The following is a 14,134-nucleotide window of genomic DNA, read 5'->3' as shown; positions in this document are numbered from 1 at the left end:
GGGGAGGGAGCCCTTCCGCCGGTGGCTCCCTCACCTAGGACGGGCGTTACACTTGGCGAGGTCGCGCCGCTAGCTCTGCTGCTTCACGGCCAAAATCGTCACCGAGCGCGTCTGGTGGCTCGGCGTCTGGAAATCGATCGTCTGACCGACTGAAAGCCCGATCAGCGCGGCGCCGACCGGCGTCAGCACCGAGATGCGCCGCAGCGCGATGTCGGCTTCGTGCGGGTACACCAGCACGACTTCCCTGACGTCGCCGGTCTCGTCGTCGCGGTAGCGCACGCGCGCGCCCATGCGGACCACGTCGGGCAGTTCGGAATCGTCGGCGACGACCCGGGCCCGGTCGGTCTCGCGCGCGAGGAACTGGGCCACGCGCGGAAACACCGCCATGCTGGAATCGGCCAGCGCGCTGAGGCGATGCGCCTCGCTCGCGGTGATCACGATCGGCGGCAATGCGGGAGCGGTAAAGTCGTTCTGAATGGTTCGGGTCATGTCGGATGATCTCTGCAGTTGATCGCGGGCGCGGCGACGCCGGCGCGCGGATGTCTCGCGCGATGCGTCGGGCCGAATGATTTGATGGTGTTATGAATTGACGACGACGAGAATCCGGACGGCGTGCGATCGCCGGCCGGCTAAGTGCCTGCGTGCAGACGTCCAGCGCGCAAACCGAGGCGCGCAATGCGGGTGTCGATGCTCAAGGTGTCGATCATGGCACCATCAACATAGCCGCTGGCGACGTCGCATCCATTGCGGCGAAAGCGCGCATGCGCCGTATCAGGGCTGGCCGATGCCGGTGAGGCCGAGCACCGCGCCGGCGGCGAGCGCGAGCAGCGGATGGATGGCAATAGAAGCTGCCGGTCGTGTGTTGACAAATAGGTCCGCTGAGAGGGGTGTCCCTTGGGAATGCTAGGTGGAGGTCGGCGAATAAGCTCCGTTCAACACTGGCAGACTGGCTTCCTCTAGTAGATGTATGTTCATCCACGTTCTTTCAACTTTGTTGAGTTCTTCCGTCTCCAACCAATGAAAGAAGAATGCAATTCCAAGGGTCGTAGTGTCCACCTTCGCGGGATTGTCCAGGTGCTCACCGATGCGACGCCTGAGATTGTTGGTCAATCCAATATAGAGGACTACGTTCTCGAACGTGGTTAGAACGTAGCAACCAGCCATGGTCGGAACGAAGCGCTCTCGTGATCTCTTGAACATTTGAAAATGGCTCGGAGGGGGAATAAGCCTTGAAATGTTCATAGCTCAATCGCGTTCGTAAGTGACGCCTTGTGGAGTGCCTTCGCCATTTCTTGCGAGACGACGTTGATCGCCCCTGCATTTAGAAAGCTAGCCTTATTGCCTTTTGACCACCAATCTGGGTGGCCAACCCCGGCGTAATCTCCTTCCACATTTTCGAAACAGGATGACAATAATTCCTCCATCGTCGAAACGGTGAAGCTCTTGCGATCAAGAAGTTTAGTGAAGAAGGGGATCGAGAACTTACAGAACAGCTCAACTCCATTGTACTTGTAAAGGACGCTTGCATTTCCATCGTCCAGCTGGGAGGCGATGGCTTTCCAATAATTGAGGAAGACCTTCTTCTCTCGTTCAAAATCGTTAAGGCTGGCGATCGGATTGTTTGCCGTGAGAACGTATTTCACTATCGCCTTTACAAAAGACCTTTGATTGATGGTCGCACCCTCGCCATCGGCGTTTGCCATGAGTATCTTACCCCTCCACGGCGATCCTTCTGCTTCATGTAGGTAATCAACCAAACGAATGGCCTTCTCGACCTCGCCTCGCTCCACGGTCTTGAGTATCCACTTTGGAAGACTAGGCATGTCTTCTAGTTCGAGAGCATCGCTAAGACGCGCAATGATTCTCTGCTCAACGGATTTGTCGACGCTCTTCTGAGTGGTGTTGACAATAAGAAAATGGCACATCTGAGCAATCTTGCTCAGGTTGACGGCAATGTTAACCGGTGTCTCGAACTCAAGGACACGCGCATCCTTTTGCGCGGCCATCTTTAGACCTTCAAGGCGGTGTTGACCGTCTACAACGCTGAACGGCCCGACTGTGTTGGTGTCGATCGCAATGGTGTTGTTCTGCTCGTCGAAATCGATGAGCTTATCCGTCGCGAGAAAAATCGAAGTCGGCAAAAACGCATCCTGACTGTCTTGGCCCTTCAGGATATAGTCGGCGAGCTTTTTAGCGCGAGCCACGTTCAGTAGACGCTGGTAGCCAGTGTCATCTGAATTCGGATCAAGTGTTTCGACGCTGTAAAAATCCTTTGCTATAAGATCTTTGACTTTAAGGGCCGTCGCAAAGAGCGTTAAGCCGCCCTGCCGAACTCGGGCGGCGGGAATAACAATACTGGGCAATAGCGTTTCTCCCAAATTGGATGGTCACTACAAGCTCTGGTTGCAGATAACCACGAGCTTGAATAATCCGCAATAACCAGAACCTCAAAATGAAGGAAGCAATTAGAAGGGCCTAACGATGGGACGGAAACCGGTGGGCCGCAGAGTGCGCTACAATGCCGAAGGCCGAGTGCGCTCTTCAGTCGCGTGTACTTGATGAATCTTACCGCCCTGTCATAGCGTCAGGGCTGGCCGATGCCGGTGAGGCCGAGCACCGCGCCGGCAGCGAGCGCGAGCAGCGGATGGATCCGGGTCGTGGTGGTGGCGATCGCGACCATGGCCGCGATCAGGATGGTGCCCCAGCTCGAGGTCGACGAATGGGTGATGACGATGGCGCTGGCGGTGACGAGGCCGGCGGTGACCGGAACCAGCCCGGCCTGCACCGTGCGGCGCCACGGCCGGTCCTTGAAGCGTTCCCAGAGCCGAAGCGCGAAGCCGGTGACGAGCGACGACGGCCCGAACTTGGCGAGCGAGGTCACCAGCACCCCCGAGAAGCCGGCGACATGCCAGCCGACCAGCGGGACCACCATCATGTTCGGCCCAGGCGCGGCCTGCGCCAGCGCGAACAGCGCGCCGAATTCCTGCGCGGTCATCCAGTGATGGATGTCGACCACCTGGCGCTGCATCTCCGGCAGGATGGTGTTGCCGCCACCGAACGCGAGCAGCGACAGCTCGGCGAAGATCAGGGCGAGCGTGACCAGGGTTGCGGTCATGACGCCTGCCTCGACCTGAGGACAATGCTGAGCGGCGCGAGCGTCAATAGCGTTGGCAGCAGCGGCAATCGGAACACCGCGATCGCGAGCACGCAGAGCGCGCCGATCACGAGGCCGAGCACATCGCGGCGTAACGGCCAAGCGATCTTGATCGCGGTCGAGATCAACAGCCCGGCTGCCGCGGCGGCGAGGCCACCGAACAGATGACGCACCACCGGGTCGTCGGCGAAGCGCCCATAGATCACACCAAGGCCGATCACGACCGCGGTCGGCACCGCGATCAGGCCGAGGATCGACGCGAACGCACCGGGGATGCCGCGAAACTTCAGCCCGACCGCCACCGACATGTTGATGATGTTGCCGCCGGGCAGGAACTGGCAGAGCCCGAGCAGGTCGGTGAACTCGGCGCTGGAGAGCCAGCCGCGCTTCTCCACCATCATGTGGCGCGCCAGCGGCAGCACGCCGCCGAAACCGGTCAGTCCGAGAATGAAGAAGCCCGTGAACAACTCGCCGACATCAGGTGTGTGACGCTTGGTGGTTTGCGCGGCGGGTATGGCGTCCATCGGCGGGGCGGCTCCGGTTCGTTCGTTGTTGAACTGACTTTAGTTGGCCGCGTGCCAAATATCCAATATATGGATACGGGAATTTGCATATCCATTGCATATGGATCGCCCGATGATCGAGCTGCGCCATCTCCGCTATGCCGTTGCGGTCGCCGACGAGGGCCACATCACCCGAGCCGCCGCGCGGCTCGGCATCCAGCAGCCGCCGCTGAGCCAGCAGATCCGCGCGCTGGAAACTGCGATCGGCGCGCCGCTGTTTCGCCGGCAGCCGCGCGGGGTGGAGCTGACCGCCGCCGGCCGCGCCTTCGTCGGCAAGGCGCGCGCGATCCTGCGCGATACCGAGCTCGCGGTGGAAGCCGCGCGCCGCGCGAGCCGCGGCCAGGAAGGCCAGCTTGCGATCGGCTTCACCTCGTCGGCCGCCTTCCATCCCTTCGTCACCGGCGTGATGCGCGAAATGCGCGAGCGCGCGCCGGCGATCACGTTGTCTCTGGAAGAGGCCTCGACTGGCGAGCTGATCGAAGCCGTCGAAGCCGACCGGCTCGATGCCGCATTCGTGCGCTCGCCGAGCGAGCGGCTGGAGAATCTCACGATCACGCATCTGCTCGACGAGGAGATGCTGGTCGCGTTGCCCGACCATCATCCGCGCGCCCGCAAGGACCCGCGCCGGCGGATTTCATTGGCCGCGCTGGCCGACGAGCCGCTGATCCTCTACCGCCGTCCGACCGGGCCCGGCCTCTACGACAGCATCATCGCCGCCTGCCGCGCGGCGGGCTTCAGCCCGAAAGTGGCGCAGGAGGCGACGCGGATGGTGTCGACGCTGAGCCTCGTCGCGGCCGGGCTTGGGATTTCGATCGTGCCGGAATCGATGGCGCGGCTCGAGACCGCAGGCGTGTCCTATCTCCGTCTCGACCGCGCCACGGGCCTGGTCGCGCCGCTCGCGCTGGCGCGCAAGAAGGGCCCCGCCGGCGGCACGCTCGGCCGCCTGCTCGGAATCGTGACGCGGCGGGTGAAGGACCGTGCCGCCGTTTGAGGCAGTGTCGCGCGACGTAGCCGCGCGTCAACGCAGACCCCGCGGATGGCGTGGAATGTGGGGAGTTTGGCGAACATTCGCGTCAGGGCGCGGCTAGATAGCTCCCATCGAACTCCGATGCCGGCGCGTCGATCGCAACAGCTCAGTTGCGTCCGGCGGCCTCGGGTTCAATCACCACAGTGAAAGGCAGTTCAATGGCACGTTTTCCTGTCCATACGCTCGACTCCGCCCCCGAACCTTCGAAGGCGGCCCTGCGTGACGTCGAGGCGCGGTTTGGCATGATCCCGAACCTTGCGGCGACGATGGCGACGTCGCCGGTGCTGATCCAGAGCTTCATCGGCATCTTCGACAAGGTTCACGGCGGCAGCTTCACCGAGCAGCAGATCCAGACCGTGCTGCTCACCGATGCGGTGACCAATGGTTGCACCTGGGCGGTCGCACTGCATTCCGCGCTCGGCCTGCAGGCCGGCCTCGATCCTGAAGATGTCGATGCGATGCGTGCCGGCCGCTCGCCTGCCGACAAGACTCTCGGCGCGCTCTCGACGCTGGCGAGGTCGTTGATCGAAAAGCGCGGGCGGCTCGACGACGAGGAGATCGAACGATTCCTGGCGGCCGGGTTCTACAAGGACCTCGTGCTTGAAGTGATCACCATTGTGGCGGCATCGACCATCACCAACTACACCGGCAGCGTGACCAATCCGCCGCTGGAGCCGGCCTTGCAGGACCATGCCTGGAAGGGTTGAGTGTCAAACACTGCGCGCCGGCCATGGGCCGGCGTGCGCCTCCGTTCTAGAGCATAATGATTTTTGGTTGAATCGGTCTTACCCCCAGACGCGCTTCGCCTCTCCCGCTTGCGGGGGGAGGCCGCCGCGCATGGCGCGGCGGGTGGGGGCTCTCTCCAGCATGGGATGCGCGGTGATACCCCCACCCCAACCCTCCCCCGCAAGCGGGAGAGGGAGGGCAGCGTCTTCGCGTCGCCAGTTCAACCAAACTTCATCATGCCTTAGCGCGCAAATCTGGCGCGGTAATCCTGCGGTGTGGTCGACAGCACGCGCAGGAAGCTGCGGCGCATCGTCTCCTCCGATCCAAAGCCGCAGCGCTGCGAGATTCGCTTGATCGGCAGGCGCGTCTCCGAGAGCAGATGCCGGGCGCCCTCGACTCGCAATCGCTCGATCGCGCGTGCCGGCGTCAACCCGGTTGCATCGGCGTAGTGCCGGCTGAAGCTGCGCTCGCTCATGCCGGCCTGTTTCGCCAGCGTCGAAAGCGAGAGGTCGTCGGCCAGATGGCCGCTGATCCAGTCATGCAGCGCGCCGAACCTGTCGTCAGTCGTTTGCAGCGACAGGATTTCGCTGAACTGCGCCTGTCCGCCCGGCCGCTTGAAGAACACCACGAGATAGCGGGCAACGGCAAGCGCCGCCGCGCGGCCGAGGTCTTCCTCCAACAGTGCCAGCGCGAGATCGATGCCGGACGTGACGCCGGCCGACGTCCAGAACGATCCGTCGCGCACGAAGATCGGATCGGACTCGACACGAATATCGGGAAAGCGCTCGGCGAGCTCCGAACAGAATTGCCAGTGGGTCGCGGCACGACGGCCATCGAGAACGCCCGATGCCGCGAGCAGGAACGCGCCGGTGCAGACCGATGCGGTGCGGCGTGCTTGCCCGGCGCGTCCGCGTACCCAGTCCACCAAAGCGCGATCGGCGGCCGCTGCATTGACGCCGTCGCCGCCCGGAATCACCAGCGTGTCGACCGCTGTGCTGACGGCGGGCAGCGGGTGCACCGCGAGCCCGACACCGGCCGATGCTTCGATCGTGGGCCCGTCCTTGGCGACGACGCGGACCTCATAAGGCTCGGCATTGCCTGCCCTGGCCGCCAGCGCGTTGGCGGAAGCGAACACCTGCAACGGCCCGGTGACGTCGAGCAATTGCACCGCCGGATAAGCCAGCACTTCGATCAGGCGGCGGCTGTTTGGCGAGAAACGTGGGCTGGTTGGCGTCATCGCTGAAGCGTGCCGCGCTAGATTCGCTTTGTCCATAGTGCAGGGAAAGTTCACGCGAAGTTTGAGGGAAGTTCGATGATTGCTCACGATGTCCACTTGCGGATCGGATCACTGCTGTTCGAAGGCGTCGATCAAATCGATTTGACCGGGCCGTTCGAGGTGCTGTCGCGGATTCCGAATTCGACCTACCGCATCTACGGCAAGACCGCCGAGCCCGTCCGCGACATCAAGGGATTGCGGCTGACACCGGATGCGACGCTGGCCGAAGCGCCGCCGCTCGATGTGCTGCATGTGCCGGGCGGCTTCGGTCAGCAAGCCCTGATGGAGGACGCGGAAGTGCTCGGCTGGATCAGCCGGCAGGCGGCAGGCGCATGCCGCATCTTCTCGGTTTGCACGGGCGCGCTGATCTGCGGAGCGGCCGGCCTTCTGAAGGGGCGCAGGGCGACGACGCATTGGGCGTCGTTTCATCTGCTGCCGTTCTTCGGCGCGACGCCCGTGAACCAGCGCGTGGTGGTGGACGGAAGCTTTGTGTTTGCCGCCGGAGTCACGGCAGGCATCGATGGCGCATTGCGGCTCGCGGCTGAATTGCGCGGCGACGATGCCGCGCGCGCGATCCAGCTCTATATGGTGTATGCGCCGGAGCCGCCGTTCGACAGCGGCACGCCGGAGACCGCGCCGCCCGAGATCCTGCAGCAGTCGCGCGAGGCCGTACGCGCGATCACGGCGCAGCGGGAGGAGACCGCACGCCGCGTGGCCGCCAGGCTGGGCGTCGTCGTGGGAGCTTGAGCACCGCCTTTCAGGTGCGCTCTAATTCCCCGGCTCGAAGCTGCAGTCGGCGCCGCCGCCGGCCTTGTTCTTGATCACAGCGGGATCGAGCGTGCAGGACAATTTCGATAGCGCTTCGTAGATCGTTCCGGCGGCTCCGTCGCCGGGAACGCCGGCCAGCGCCACGGTCGCGTAGATCGCGTTGGCTTCGCGGCCCTTCACGGTGTGGGTCCTGCTGCCGAAGGTCAGCGCGCAGGAGCGCGAGGTGATGTCGACATTGCTGGCGCGGCAGACGACCTTGTCGGCGGTGACGGTGATCTTCCTGGTAACGCGGACGTTGCTGTCGCCGCCAAAGAACGCGGCGACGGCCTTCTTCTCCCTGGCCGGCAGCGAGGAATAGGGCGCCACCACGCCGGCAAGCGCCAGCGCGACCGAGCCGGAGGTGGTTGCGGGCGCGGCCCATGCGGCGGACGAGGTCAGCGACAATGAACATGCGAGGATCGTCCAGCGGCCCAGTCTCATTCCAAGCCTCATTCCCGTCTCCTGTATCTGCGCTTTTCGCGGCGCGGAATGGCTAGCACGCCTTGCGGCCTCGATGGGTGATGCCGTTCACATGCCATTCTGCAAGTTCACGTGAGCGCGCTGCGCGCACAGGGCAGGGCGGCCCCGCGTGGACCCGCTTGCACGATCGCGCCATCGGCGTCACAGTCCGGTCCGCGGCAGCGATGCCGCCAACAACGAAGACAAAGACAATTCGAGGAGCGCCATGGCGGCCACGCGCATCGACTGCGACATCCATCCCGCGGTGGGGGGAACGCGCACCACGCTGCTGCCTTATCTGAGCGATCATTGGAAGGAACAGGTGGTCAGCCGTGCCATCGACGGCCTCGACCTCAATTCCTATCCGCCGTCGATGCCGCTGTCCGGCCGTGCCGACTGGCGGCCGGCCGACGGCCGCAAGCCCGGCAGCGATCTCGCCATGGTGCAGCGCGGCGCGTTCGATCAGCTCGGCGCCAGCCACGCGATCTGCAATGTCGTCTATGGCGCGCAGGCGGTGTTCGATCCCTACATGGCGGCGGACTTCTGCAAGGCGATCAACGACTGGATCGCGGCCGAGTGGCTTGCCAGGGACACGCGGCTGCGCGCTTCGATCGTGGTGCCGATCCAGGCGCCGGATCTTGCGGTCGAGGAGATCGAGCGCCGCGCCGGCGATAACAGGTTTGTCTCGGTGCTGGTGCCCTCGCAAGGCGAGATGCTGCTCGGGCGGCGGCACTACTGGCCGATCTATCAGGCCGCGGAGAAGTATAGACTGCCGATCGCGATCCACGCCGGCAGCGCCTACCGCGGCGCGCCGAGCTCGATCGGCTGGCCGTCCTATCGCTACGAATATTATCTGGCCGAAGCGCAGGCGTTCCAGGCGCAGACATTGAGCCTGATCTATGAGGGCGTGTTCGGGAAGTATCCGGGCTTGACGGTCGTGCTGATGGAGTCGGGGGTGAGCTGGCTGCCCGCCTTCATGTGGCGCGCCAACAAGACCTGGCGCGGCGTGCGTGTCGAGGTGCCGTGGGTGGAGCGCGAGCCGGCCGCGATCATCCGCGACCATTTCCGTGTCACCATGCAGCCGTTCGATGCGCCGATGGATGCAACCGGCGTCGCAGATATCATCGACCAGATCGGCTCCGACAAGATGTTCCTGTTCGCGTCGGACTATCCGCACTGGCAGTTCGATGGTGACGATCCGGTCCCGCCGTATTTGCCTGACGGCATCATCAGGCGGATGTGCGAAGATAATCCCTTGGAAACCTTTCCGCGTCTCAAACTCGACTCCTAAGAGGAGGATCGCATGAGTGACGTCATCGACCGCCCGATGCTCGACCAGGAGATCACCGCGGCGACGCGGCTCAAGATCATCGATTGCGACATCCATCCGAGCATTCATGCGCACAGCGACCTCTACGAGTTCCTGCCAAATCGCTGGCAGCAGCATCTGAAGGAATATGGCAGCCATCTGCGCACGCCCTATATCGGCACCACGCCGTATCCGCGCTCCTCGCCGCTGATCGCGCGGCGCGATGCGTGGCCGCCGACCGGCGGCGTGCCCGGCTCCGATCTCGACTTCATGCGCAAGCAGCATCTCGATCCGTTCGATGTCGAGTTCGGGATTCTGCAGGTGCTCGACCTCTTCATCTTCTCGCAGCAGAATCTGGAATTCGGCGCCGCGATCCAGCGCGCCATCAACGACTGGCAGCTCGCGTTCTGGGCGCATCGCGATCCGCGCCTGAAGGCCTCGATCCTGGTCGGGCAGGACGGCTCCGACCTCGGCCTCGCCGAGATCGACCGTTGCGCCAAAACCGGCGAATACATCCAGATCAACGTCTCGCCGCGCGCCAACGAGCCGCTCGGCCGGCGCCGCTACTGGCCGATCTATGAGCGCGCGCAAGAGCTCGATCTGCCGCTCGGCATTCATGTCGGCGGCTATGGCGGGCATGCGCCGACCGGCGGCGGCTGGCCGTCCTATTACTGCGAGGAGCATCAGTCGAACGCGCATACGGTCGCCTCGAACCTCACGAGCCTTGTGCTGGAAGGCGTTCCCGAGCGCTTCCCGAAGCTGAAGATCGTGTTCATCGAGGGCGGCTTCGGATGGATCCCGGCGACGATGTGGCGGATGGATCAGCATTTCGAGCGCTTCCGCAGCGAGGTGCCGCATCTGAAGCGCAAGCCGAGCGAATATGTGAAGCAGCATTTCTGGTTCACGACCCAGCCGATCGACGAGCCGGATGAAGCCAAGCACCTGCGCCAGCTGATCGAATGGGTCGGGATCGACCGGCTGCTGTTCTCGTCGGACTATCCGCACTGGGACTATGACGACGCGCGCTTCGCGTTCAAGACGCCGCTGAGCGACGCCGAGCGGCGCAAGATCTTCAACAGCAACGCCCGCGCGGTCTACAAGTTCTGAGTGTGATGAGATTGGATCGAGCAGCAACCGCGACGGAACTGCGCTCCCTCTCCCGCTTGCGGGGGAGGGCAGGGGTGGGGGTGTCGCCGCTCGCGACACTCTTCGCGTGGAGAGAACCCCCACCCGTATCGCATCTGACGATGCGATACGACCTAAGAGCGAGCTTCGCTCGTCTCGACCCCCGCAAGCGGGAGAGGTGCAGGGAGTCTGTTGCGAGACCGTTTCAACCTGACCTCATCCTGCACTAGGATTCCGATGGCCCGTCACATCGTCGCGCGCACCACTGAGATTCCTGCCGGCGGCAACAAGGTGTTCGGCCTCGAGGGCCGCGACATCGTCGTGTTCCACGTCAATGGCGAGTTCTTCGCGCTGCTCAATCGCTGTCCGCATGAAGGTGCGCCGCTGGAGAAGGCGGCCTGCGTGGCGCGCCTGACCTCGCCGGAGCCCGGCGTCTATCAGCGCGACCGTATCGGCGAGATGCTGCGCTGTCCGTGGCACGGCTGGGAATTCGACATGCGCAACGGCCAATCCTGGTTCGACCCCAAGCGGTTCAGGATCCGCGCCTATCCGGTCGCGGTCGAGAGCGGCGCCGACTTGCAGAAGGGGCCGTATGTCGCCGAGACGTTTCCGGTGCACATCGAAGACAATTACGTGATCGTCGAGGTGTGAAGGCCGCGGCGTAAAATCCGTCATGCCGAGGCAAGCCCTGCCATGACGGTACATAGTGTTATTGCAATGTTCGCAATAATGAAGTTCCGTCAGCAGCAATTATAATATCCACTGCAATGGGCCACCTTGAAGTCGCGGACGGGATAACCCCGTCCACGACATCAGGAACGGCACCATGAAGCTCTATCACTTTGCTCTCTCCGGCCACGCACACCGCGCCCGCCTGTTCATGTCCCTGCTGGGCATTCCGCACGAGGTGGTCGACGTCGACCTCAGGTCCGCGGCGCAGAAGACGCCGGAATTCCTCGCGCTCAATCCGTTCGGCCAGGTGCCGGTGCTCGACGACGACGGCACCATTATTGCCGATTCCAACGCGATCTTGGTCTATCTCGCGACCAAGCTCGGCCGCACCGACTGGCTGCCGCAGGATGCGAAGGGCGCGGCCATGGTGCAGCGCTGGCTGTCGGTTGCCGCCGGCGATCTCGCATTCGGGCCCGCCGCGGCGCGGCTGATCACGGTGTTCGGCGCGAAGTTCAATCCGGACGACGTGATCGCGCGCGCTCACGTCCTGCTGAAGCGGCTCGAAGCCCATCTTGCCGATCGCGACTGGCTGGTCGGCGCGCAGCCGACGATCGCGGACGTCGCGCTCTACAGCTATCTGTCGAGCGCGCCCGAGGGCAACGTCGATCTCTCCGCCTATCCGCGCGTCAACGCGTTCCTGCGCCGGGTCGAGGCGCTGCCGGGCTTCGTGCCCTTTGCCAAGACGCGCGCCGGTCTAGCGGCTGCTGCATGACAGGTCGATCGGGCGTGCCCGCGGGCGCGCCCGTCCAACCCCGCAAGGGAGGACGATGCGATGAGCGACAGGCGAACCAAGAGCAAGCTCGCGACCTGGCATGCCGGCGAGATGGCGATCCAGCAGAAAGTTGGCGTCGCCGAGAAGATGGCGGCGGTCGGCCAGCGCGCGGTGCGAGACTTCATGCCCGACCAACATCGCGATTTCTTCGCGCAGATTCCCTTCATCGTGGTCGGCAGCGTCGACCGGCGCGGCGACGCGTGGGCCTCGTTGCTGGCCGGCCGGCCCGGCTTCATCGCCTCGCCGACGCCGCGCAGCCTCGCAATCGATGCGCGGCCTGACGCCAGCGATCCCGTCAGCGAGGGCATGCGCGAGGGCGATGCGATCGGATTGCTCGGAATCGAATTGCACACGCGGCGTCGCAACCGTGCGAACGGGCTGCTTCGTGCATCGTCGGGCAAGGCGCTCAGCCTCGAACTCGACCAGAGTTTTGGCAATTGTCCGCAATATATCCAGCTGCGCGATTTCGCCTTTGTGCGCGAGCCGGCCGCAGCATTCACCGGAGAGGTCGAGCAGGGCATGAGGCTCGACCAGGCCGCGCGCGACACGATCGCGGCAGCGGATACGTTCTTCGTGGCGTCCTATGCCGAGCGCGAGGACCGTCGCCAGGTCGATGTTTCGCATCGCGGCGGCAAGGCCGGTTTCGTTCGCGTCGCCGCCGACGGCACGCTGACGATCCCCGATTTCGCCGGCAATCTGTTCTTCAACACGCTCGGCAACATCCTCGTCAACGGCAAGGCCGGGCTGGTGTTCGTCGATTTCGAAACCGGCGACATGCTGCAGCTGACCGGCGATGCCGAGGTGATCCTGGACTCGCCGGAGATCGCGGCGTTCCAGGGCGCCGAACGGCTCTGGAGCTTCCGTGCCCGCCGCGTGGTGCGCAGGCGCGGCGCGCTGCCGCTGCGTTGGGCGTTCCGGGCCGAAGGCTGGTCGCCGAATGCACTGATGACCGGCGACTGGGCGCAGGCCGCCGACCGGCTCCGCGCGGCCGAGCGCGCAACGAACTGGCGCCCGTTCAAGGTCACTGAGATCGTCGACGAGAGCCGTTCGATCCGCTCGTTTCATCTGCAGCCGGACGATGGCGCAGGGCTGCTGCCGCATCAGGCCGGACAGCATCTGCCGATCCGCCTCGCATTGCCCGGCTCCGACAAGCCGGTCATTCGCACCTACACGCTGTCGGTCGCGCCGTCGGACGAGATGTACCGGATCAGCGTGAAGCGCGACGGCCTGGTGTCGCAGCATCTCCACGACACGATCCATGTCGGCGACATCATCGAGGCACGGGCGCCGAGCGGCGGCTTCACGATCGATGCACGCGAGAAGCGCCCCGTGGTGCTGCTTGCCGGCGGCGTCGGCATCACGCCGATGCTCGCGATGCTGCGCCACGTGGTCTACGAAGGGCTGCGCACCCGCGGCATTCGGCCGACCTTCCTGTTCCAGGCCGCGCATGCCAGGGCCGAGCGCGCGTTCGGCGACGAGTTGCAGCAATTGGTCGATGCCGCCGGCGGCGCGGTCCGGATCATCCGCGTCCTCGGTGACGTCGATGGCGCCGAGCAAGGCATGGACTACGACGCCGCGGGGCGGATCGACATGGCGCTGCTGTCGCGCGTCCTGCCGTTCAACGACTACGATTTCTATCTGTGCGGGCCGCCGCAGTTCACCCAATCGCTCTATGACGCCCTGCGCGGCTACAACATTGCCGACGGCAGGATTCACGCCGAGGCGTTCGGTCCATCGTCGCTGCTGCGGAAGCCGGACGTGGCCACGACAGTGCCGCCGCGCCGGCCGGCTGCGACCACGCCGGTTGCGGTCGCCTTCACCGCATCGATGAAGGAAGCGCGCTGGACGCCGGAGTCGGGAACGCTGCTCGAACTCGCGGAGGAGCGCGGCCTCAGCCCGGCCTTCAGTTGCCGGGAAGGCAATTGCGGAAGCTGTCGAACCCGATTGCTGGCAGGCGCCGTGACCTATCTGAAGGAGCCGACCGCCGAGGTGGCTGACGACGAGGTGCTGATCTGCTGCGCCGTGCCGGCGAAGCCGGATGGCGACGACGAGGGGCGGGTGCAGCTGGATCTCTGATCAGCGGCGTTCGCGGACGCGCGCTTCGTCGCGGCGCGCTCGTGGTTCGCCCGAGGCATGATGAGATGAGGTTGAATAACAATCGCGAGGCGGTCCGCCCCCTCTCCC

14 protein-coding genes are annotated in these 14,134 nt (G+C 64.4%); 8 read left to right on the top strand and 6 right to left on the bottom strand.

The genetic code is table 11. The annotated features are described in order from the left end of the window. Positions 1-69: 69 nt before the first annotated feature. The 4 genes from rnk to AAFG07_RS36395 all read right to left on the bottom strand — a co-directional run bounded on the left by rnk (position 70) and on the right by AAFG07_RS36395 (position 3,678). On the bottom strand, positions 70-450 hold the full coding sequence (gene rnk / locus AAFG07_RS36410; RefSeq protein WP_342729347.1) for a nucleoside diphosphate kinase regulator: 381 nt from the start codon (positions 448-450) through the stop codon (positions 70-72). Between the two features lie 788 nt (positions 451-1,238). Further along, on the bottom strand, positions 1,239-2,363 hold the full coding sequence (locus AAFG07_RS36405) for a DGQHR domain-containing protein (RefSeq protein ID WP_342724458.1): 1,125 nt from the start codon (positions 2,361-2,363) through the stop codon (positions 1,239-1,241). A 221-nt stretch (positions 2,364-2,584) separates the two neighbouring features. Next, positions 2,585-3,115 (bottom strand): chromate transporter, encoded by a 531-nt coding sequence (locus tag AAFG07_RS36400; protein WP_223966942.1) that lies wholly within the window; start codon positions 3,113-3,115, stop codon positions 2,585-2,587. Continuing rightward, a complete protein-coding gene (locus tag AAFG07_RS36395; RefSeq protein WP_342724457.1) occupies positions 3,112-3,678 on the bottom strand; it encodes a chromate transporter in 567 nt (188 codons plus the stop codon). Before AAFG07_RS36395 ends, AAFG07_RS36400 begins: the two co-directional genes overlap by 4 nt. Before the next feature lie 115 nt (positions 3,679-3,793). On the opposite strand from AAFG07_RS36395, the gene AAFG07_RS36390 reads away from it, so the two are divergent. Next, entirely contained in the window at positions 3,794-4,708 is a 915-nt protein-coding gene (locus AAFG07_RS36390; protein ID WP_342729346.1) for a LysR family transcriptional regulator, read from the top strand. Between the two features lie 194 nt (positions 4,709-4,902). Beyond that, positions 4,903-5,451 carry a carboxymuconolactone decarboxylase family protein gene (locus AAFG07_RS36385; RefSeq protein WP_342724456.1) on the top strand — a complete coding sequence of 183 codons (549 nt, stop codon included), beginning with the start codon at positions 4,903-4,905 and terminating at the stop codon, positions 5,449-5,451. Positions 5,452-5,711: 260 nt separating this feature from the next. On the opposite strand, the gene AAFG07_RS36380 is transcribed toward AAFG07_RS36385, so the two are convergent. Continuing rightward, positions 5,712-6,707, bottom strand: a complete 996-nt coding sequence (locus AAFG07_RS36380; RefSeq protein WP_342724455.1) for a DJ-1/PfpI family protein — start codon at positions 6,705-6,707, stop codon at positions 5,712-5,714. Between the two features lie 75 nt (positions 6,708-6,782). On the opposite strand from AAFG07_RS36380, the gene AAFG07_RS36375 reads away from it, so the two are divergent. Continuing rightward, positions 6,783-7,493: a DJ-1/PfpI family protein gene (locus tag AAFG07_RS36375; protein WP_342724454.1), complete on the top strand. Its 711-nt coding sequence runs from the start codon at positions 6,783-6,785 to the stop codon at positions 7,491-7,493. 21 nt (positions 7,494-7,514) lie between these two features. Here the strand turns inward: AAFG07_RS36375 and AAFG07_RS36370 are convergent, their stop codons facing one another. Further along, positions 7,515-8,006: a hypothetical protein gene (locus AAFG07_RS36370; RefSeq protein WP_342724453.1), complete on the bottom strand. Its 492-nt coding sequence runs from the start codon at positions 8,004-8,006 to the stop codon at positions 7,515-7,517. Positions 8,007-8,238: 232 nt separating this feature from the next. Here AAFG07_RS36370 and AAFG07_RS36365 point away from each other — a divergent pair, with 232 nt between their 5' ends. The 5 genes from AAFG07_RS36365 (at position 8,239) to AAFG07_RS36345 (ending at position 14,026) form a co-directional block, all read left to right on the top strand. After that, positions 8,239-9,303 (top strand): amidohydrolase family protein, encoded by a 1,065-nt coding sequence (locus AAFG07_RS36365; RefSeq protein ID WP_342724452.1) that lies wholly within the window; start codon positions 8,239-8,241, stop codon positions 9,301-9,303. Between the two features lie 12 nt (positions 9,304-9,315). Next, on the top strand, positions 9,316-10,428 hold the full coding sequence (locus tag AAFG07_RS36360; RefSeq protein ID WP_342724451.1) for an amidohydrolase family protein: 1,113 nt from the start codon (positions 9,316-9,318) through the stop codon (positions 10,426-10,428). A gap of 255 nt (positions 10,429-10,683) precedes the next feature. Continuing rightward, positions 10,684-11,097, top strand: coding sequence for a Rieske (2Fe-2S) protein (locus AAFG07_RS36355; RefSeq protein WP_342724450.1), 414 nt, complete (start codon positions 10,684-10,686; stop codon positions 11,095-11,097). 175 nt (positions 11,098-11,272) lie between these two features. After that, positions 11,273-11,890 carry a glutathione S-transferase gene (locus AAFG07_RS36350; protein WP_342724449.1) on the top strand — a complete coding sequence of 206 codons (618 nt, stop codon included), beginning with the start codon at positions 11,273-11,275 and terminating at the stop codon, positions 11,888-11,890. A 60-nt stretch (positions 11,891-11,950) separates the two neighbouring features. Then, positions 11,951-14,026, top strand: coding sequence for a pyridoxamine 5'-phosphate oxidase family protein (locus AAFG07_RS36345; RefSeq protein WP_342724448.1), 2,076 nt, complete (start codon positions 11,951-11,953; stop codon positions 14,024-14,026). The last annotated feature ends 108 nt before the right edge of the window (positions 14,027-14,134 follow it).

This window comes from Bradyrhizobium sp. B097 (genome assembly GCF_038957035.1).
GTDB lineage: Bacteria > Pseudomonadota > Alphaproteobacteria > Rhizobiales > Xanthobacteraceae > Bradyrhizobium.
This window is presented reverse-complemented; position numbering and strand designations above follow the sequence as displayed.

What these genes read in the sequence shown, in the direction of transcription:
- AAFG07_RS36400 (WP_223966942.1), bottom strand. Translation starts at nt 3,115, where the DNA reads ATGACCGCAACCCTGGTCACGCTCGCCCTGATCTTCGCCGAGCTGTCG.
- AAFG07_RS36350 (WP_342724449.1), top strand. Translation starts at nt 11,273, where the DNA reads ATGAAGCTCTATCACTTTGCTCTCTCCGGCCACGCACACCGCGCCCGC.
- AAFG07_RS36395 (WP_342724457.1), bottom strand. Translation starts at nt 3,678, where the DNA reads ATGGACGCCATACCCGCCGCGCAAACCACCAAGCGTCACACACCTGAT.
- AAFG07_RS36385 (WP_342724456.1), top strand. Translation starts at nt 4,903, where the DNA reads ATGGCACGTTTTCCTGTCCATACGCTCGACTCCGCCCCCGAACCTTCG.
- AAFG07_RS36345 (WP_342724448.1), top strand. Translation starts at nt 11,951, where the DNA reads ATGAGCGACAGGCGAACCAAGAGCAAGCTCGCGACCTGGCATGCCGGC.
- AAFG07_RS36365 (WP_342724452.1), top strand. Translation starts at nt 8,239, where the DNA reads ATGGCGGCCACGCGCATCGACTGCGACATCCATCCCGCGGTGGGGGGA.
- AAFG07_RS36370 (WP_342724453.1), bottom strand. Translation starts at nt 8,006, where the DNA reads ATGAGGCTTGGAATGAGACTGGGCCGCTGGACGATCCTCGCATGTTCA.
- AAFG07_RS36360 (WP_342724451.1), top strand. Translation starts at nt 9,316, where the DNA reads ATGAGTGACGTCATCGACCGCCCGATGCTCGACCAGGAGATCACCGCG.
- AAFG07_RS36355 (WP_342724450.1), top strand. Translation starts at nt 10,684, where the DNA reads ATGGCCCGTCACATCGTCGCGCGCACCACTGAGATTCCTGCCGGCGGC.
- AAFG07_RS36375 (WP_342724454.1), top strand. Translation starts at nt 6,783, where the DNA reads ATGATTGCTCACGATGTCCACTTGCGGATCGGATCACTGCTGTTCGAA.
- AAFG07_RS36380 (WP_342724455.1), bottom strand. Translation starts at nt 6,707, where the DNA reads ATGACGCCAACCAGCCCACGTTTCTCGCCAAACAGCCGCCGCCTGATC.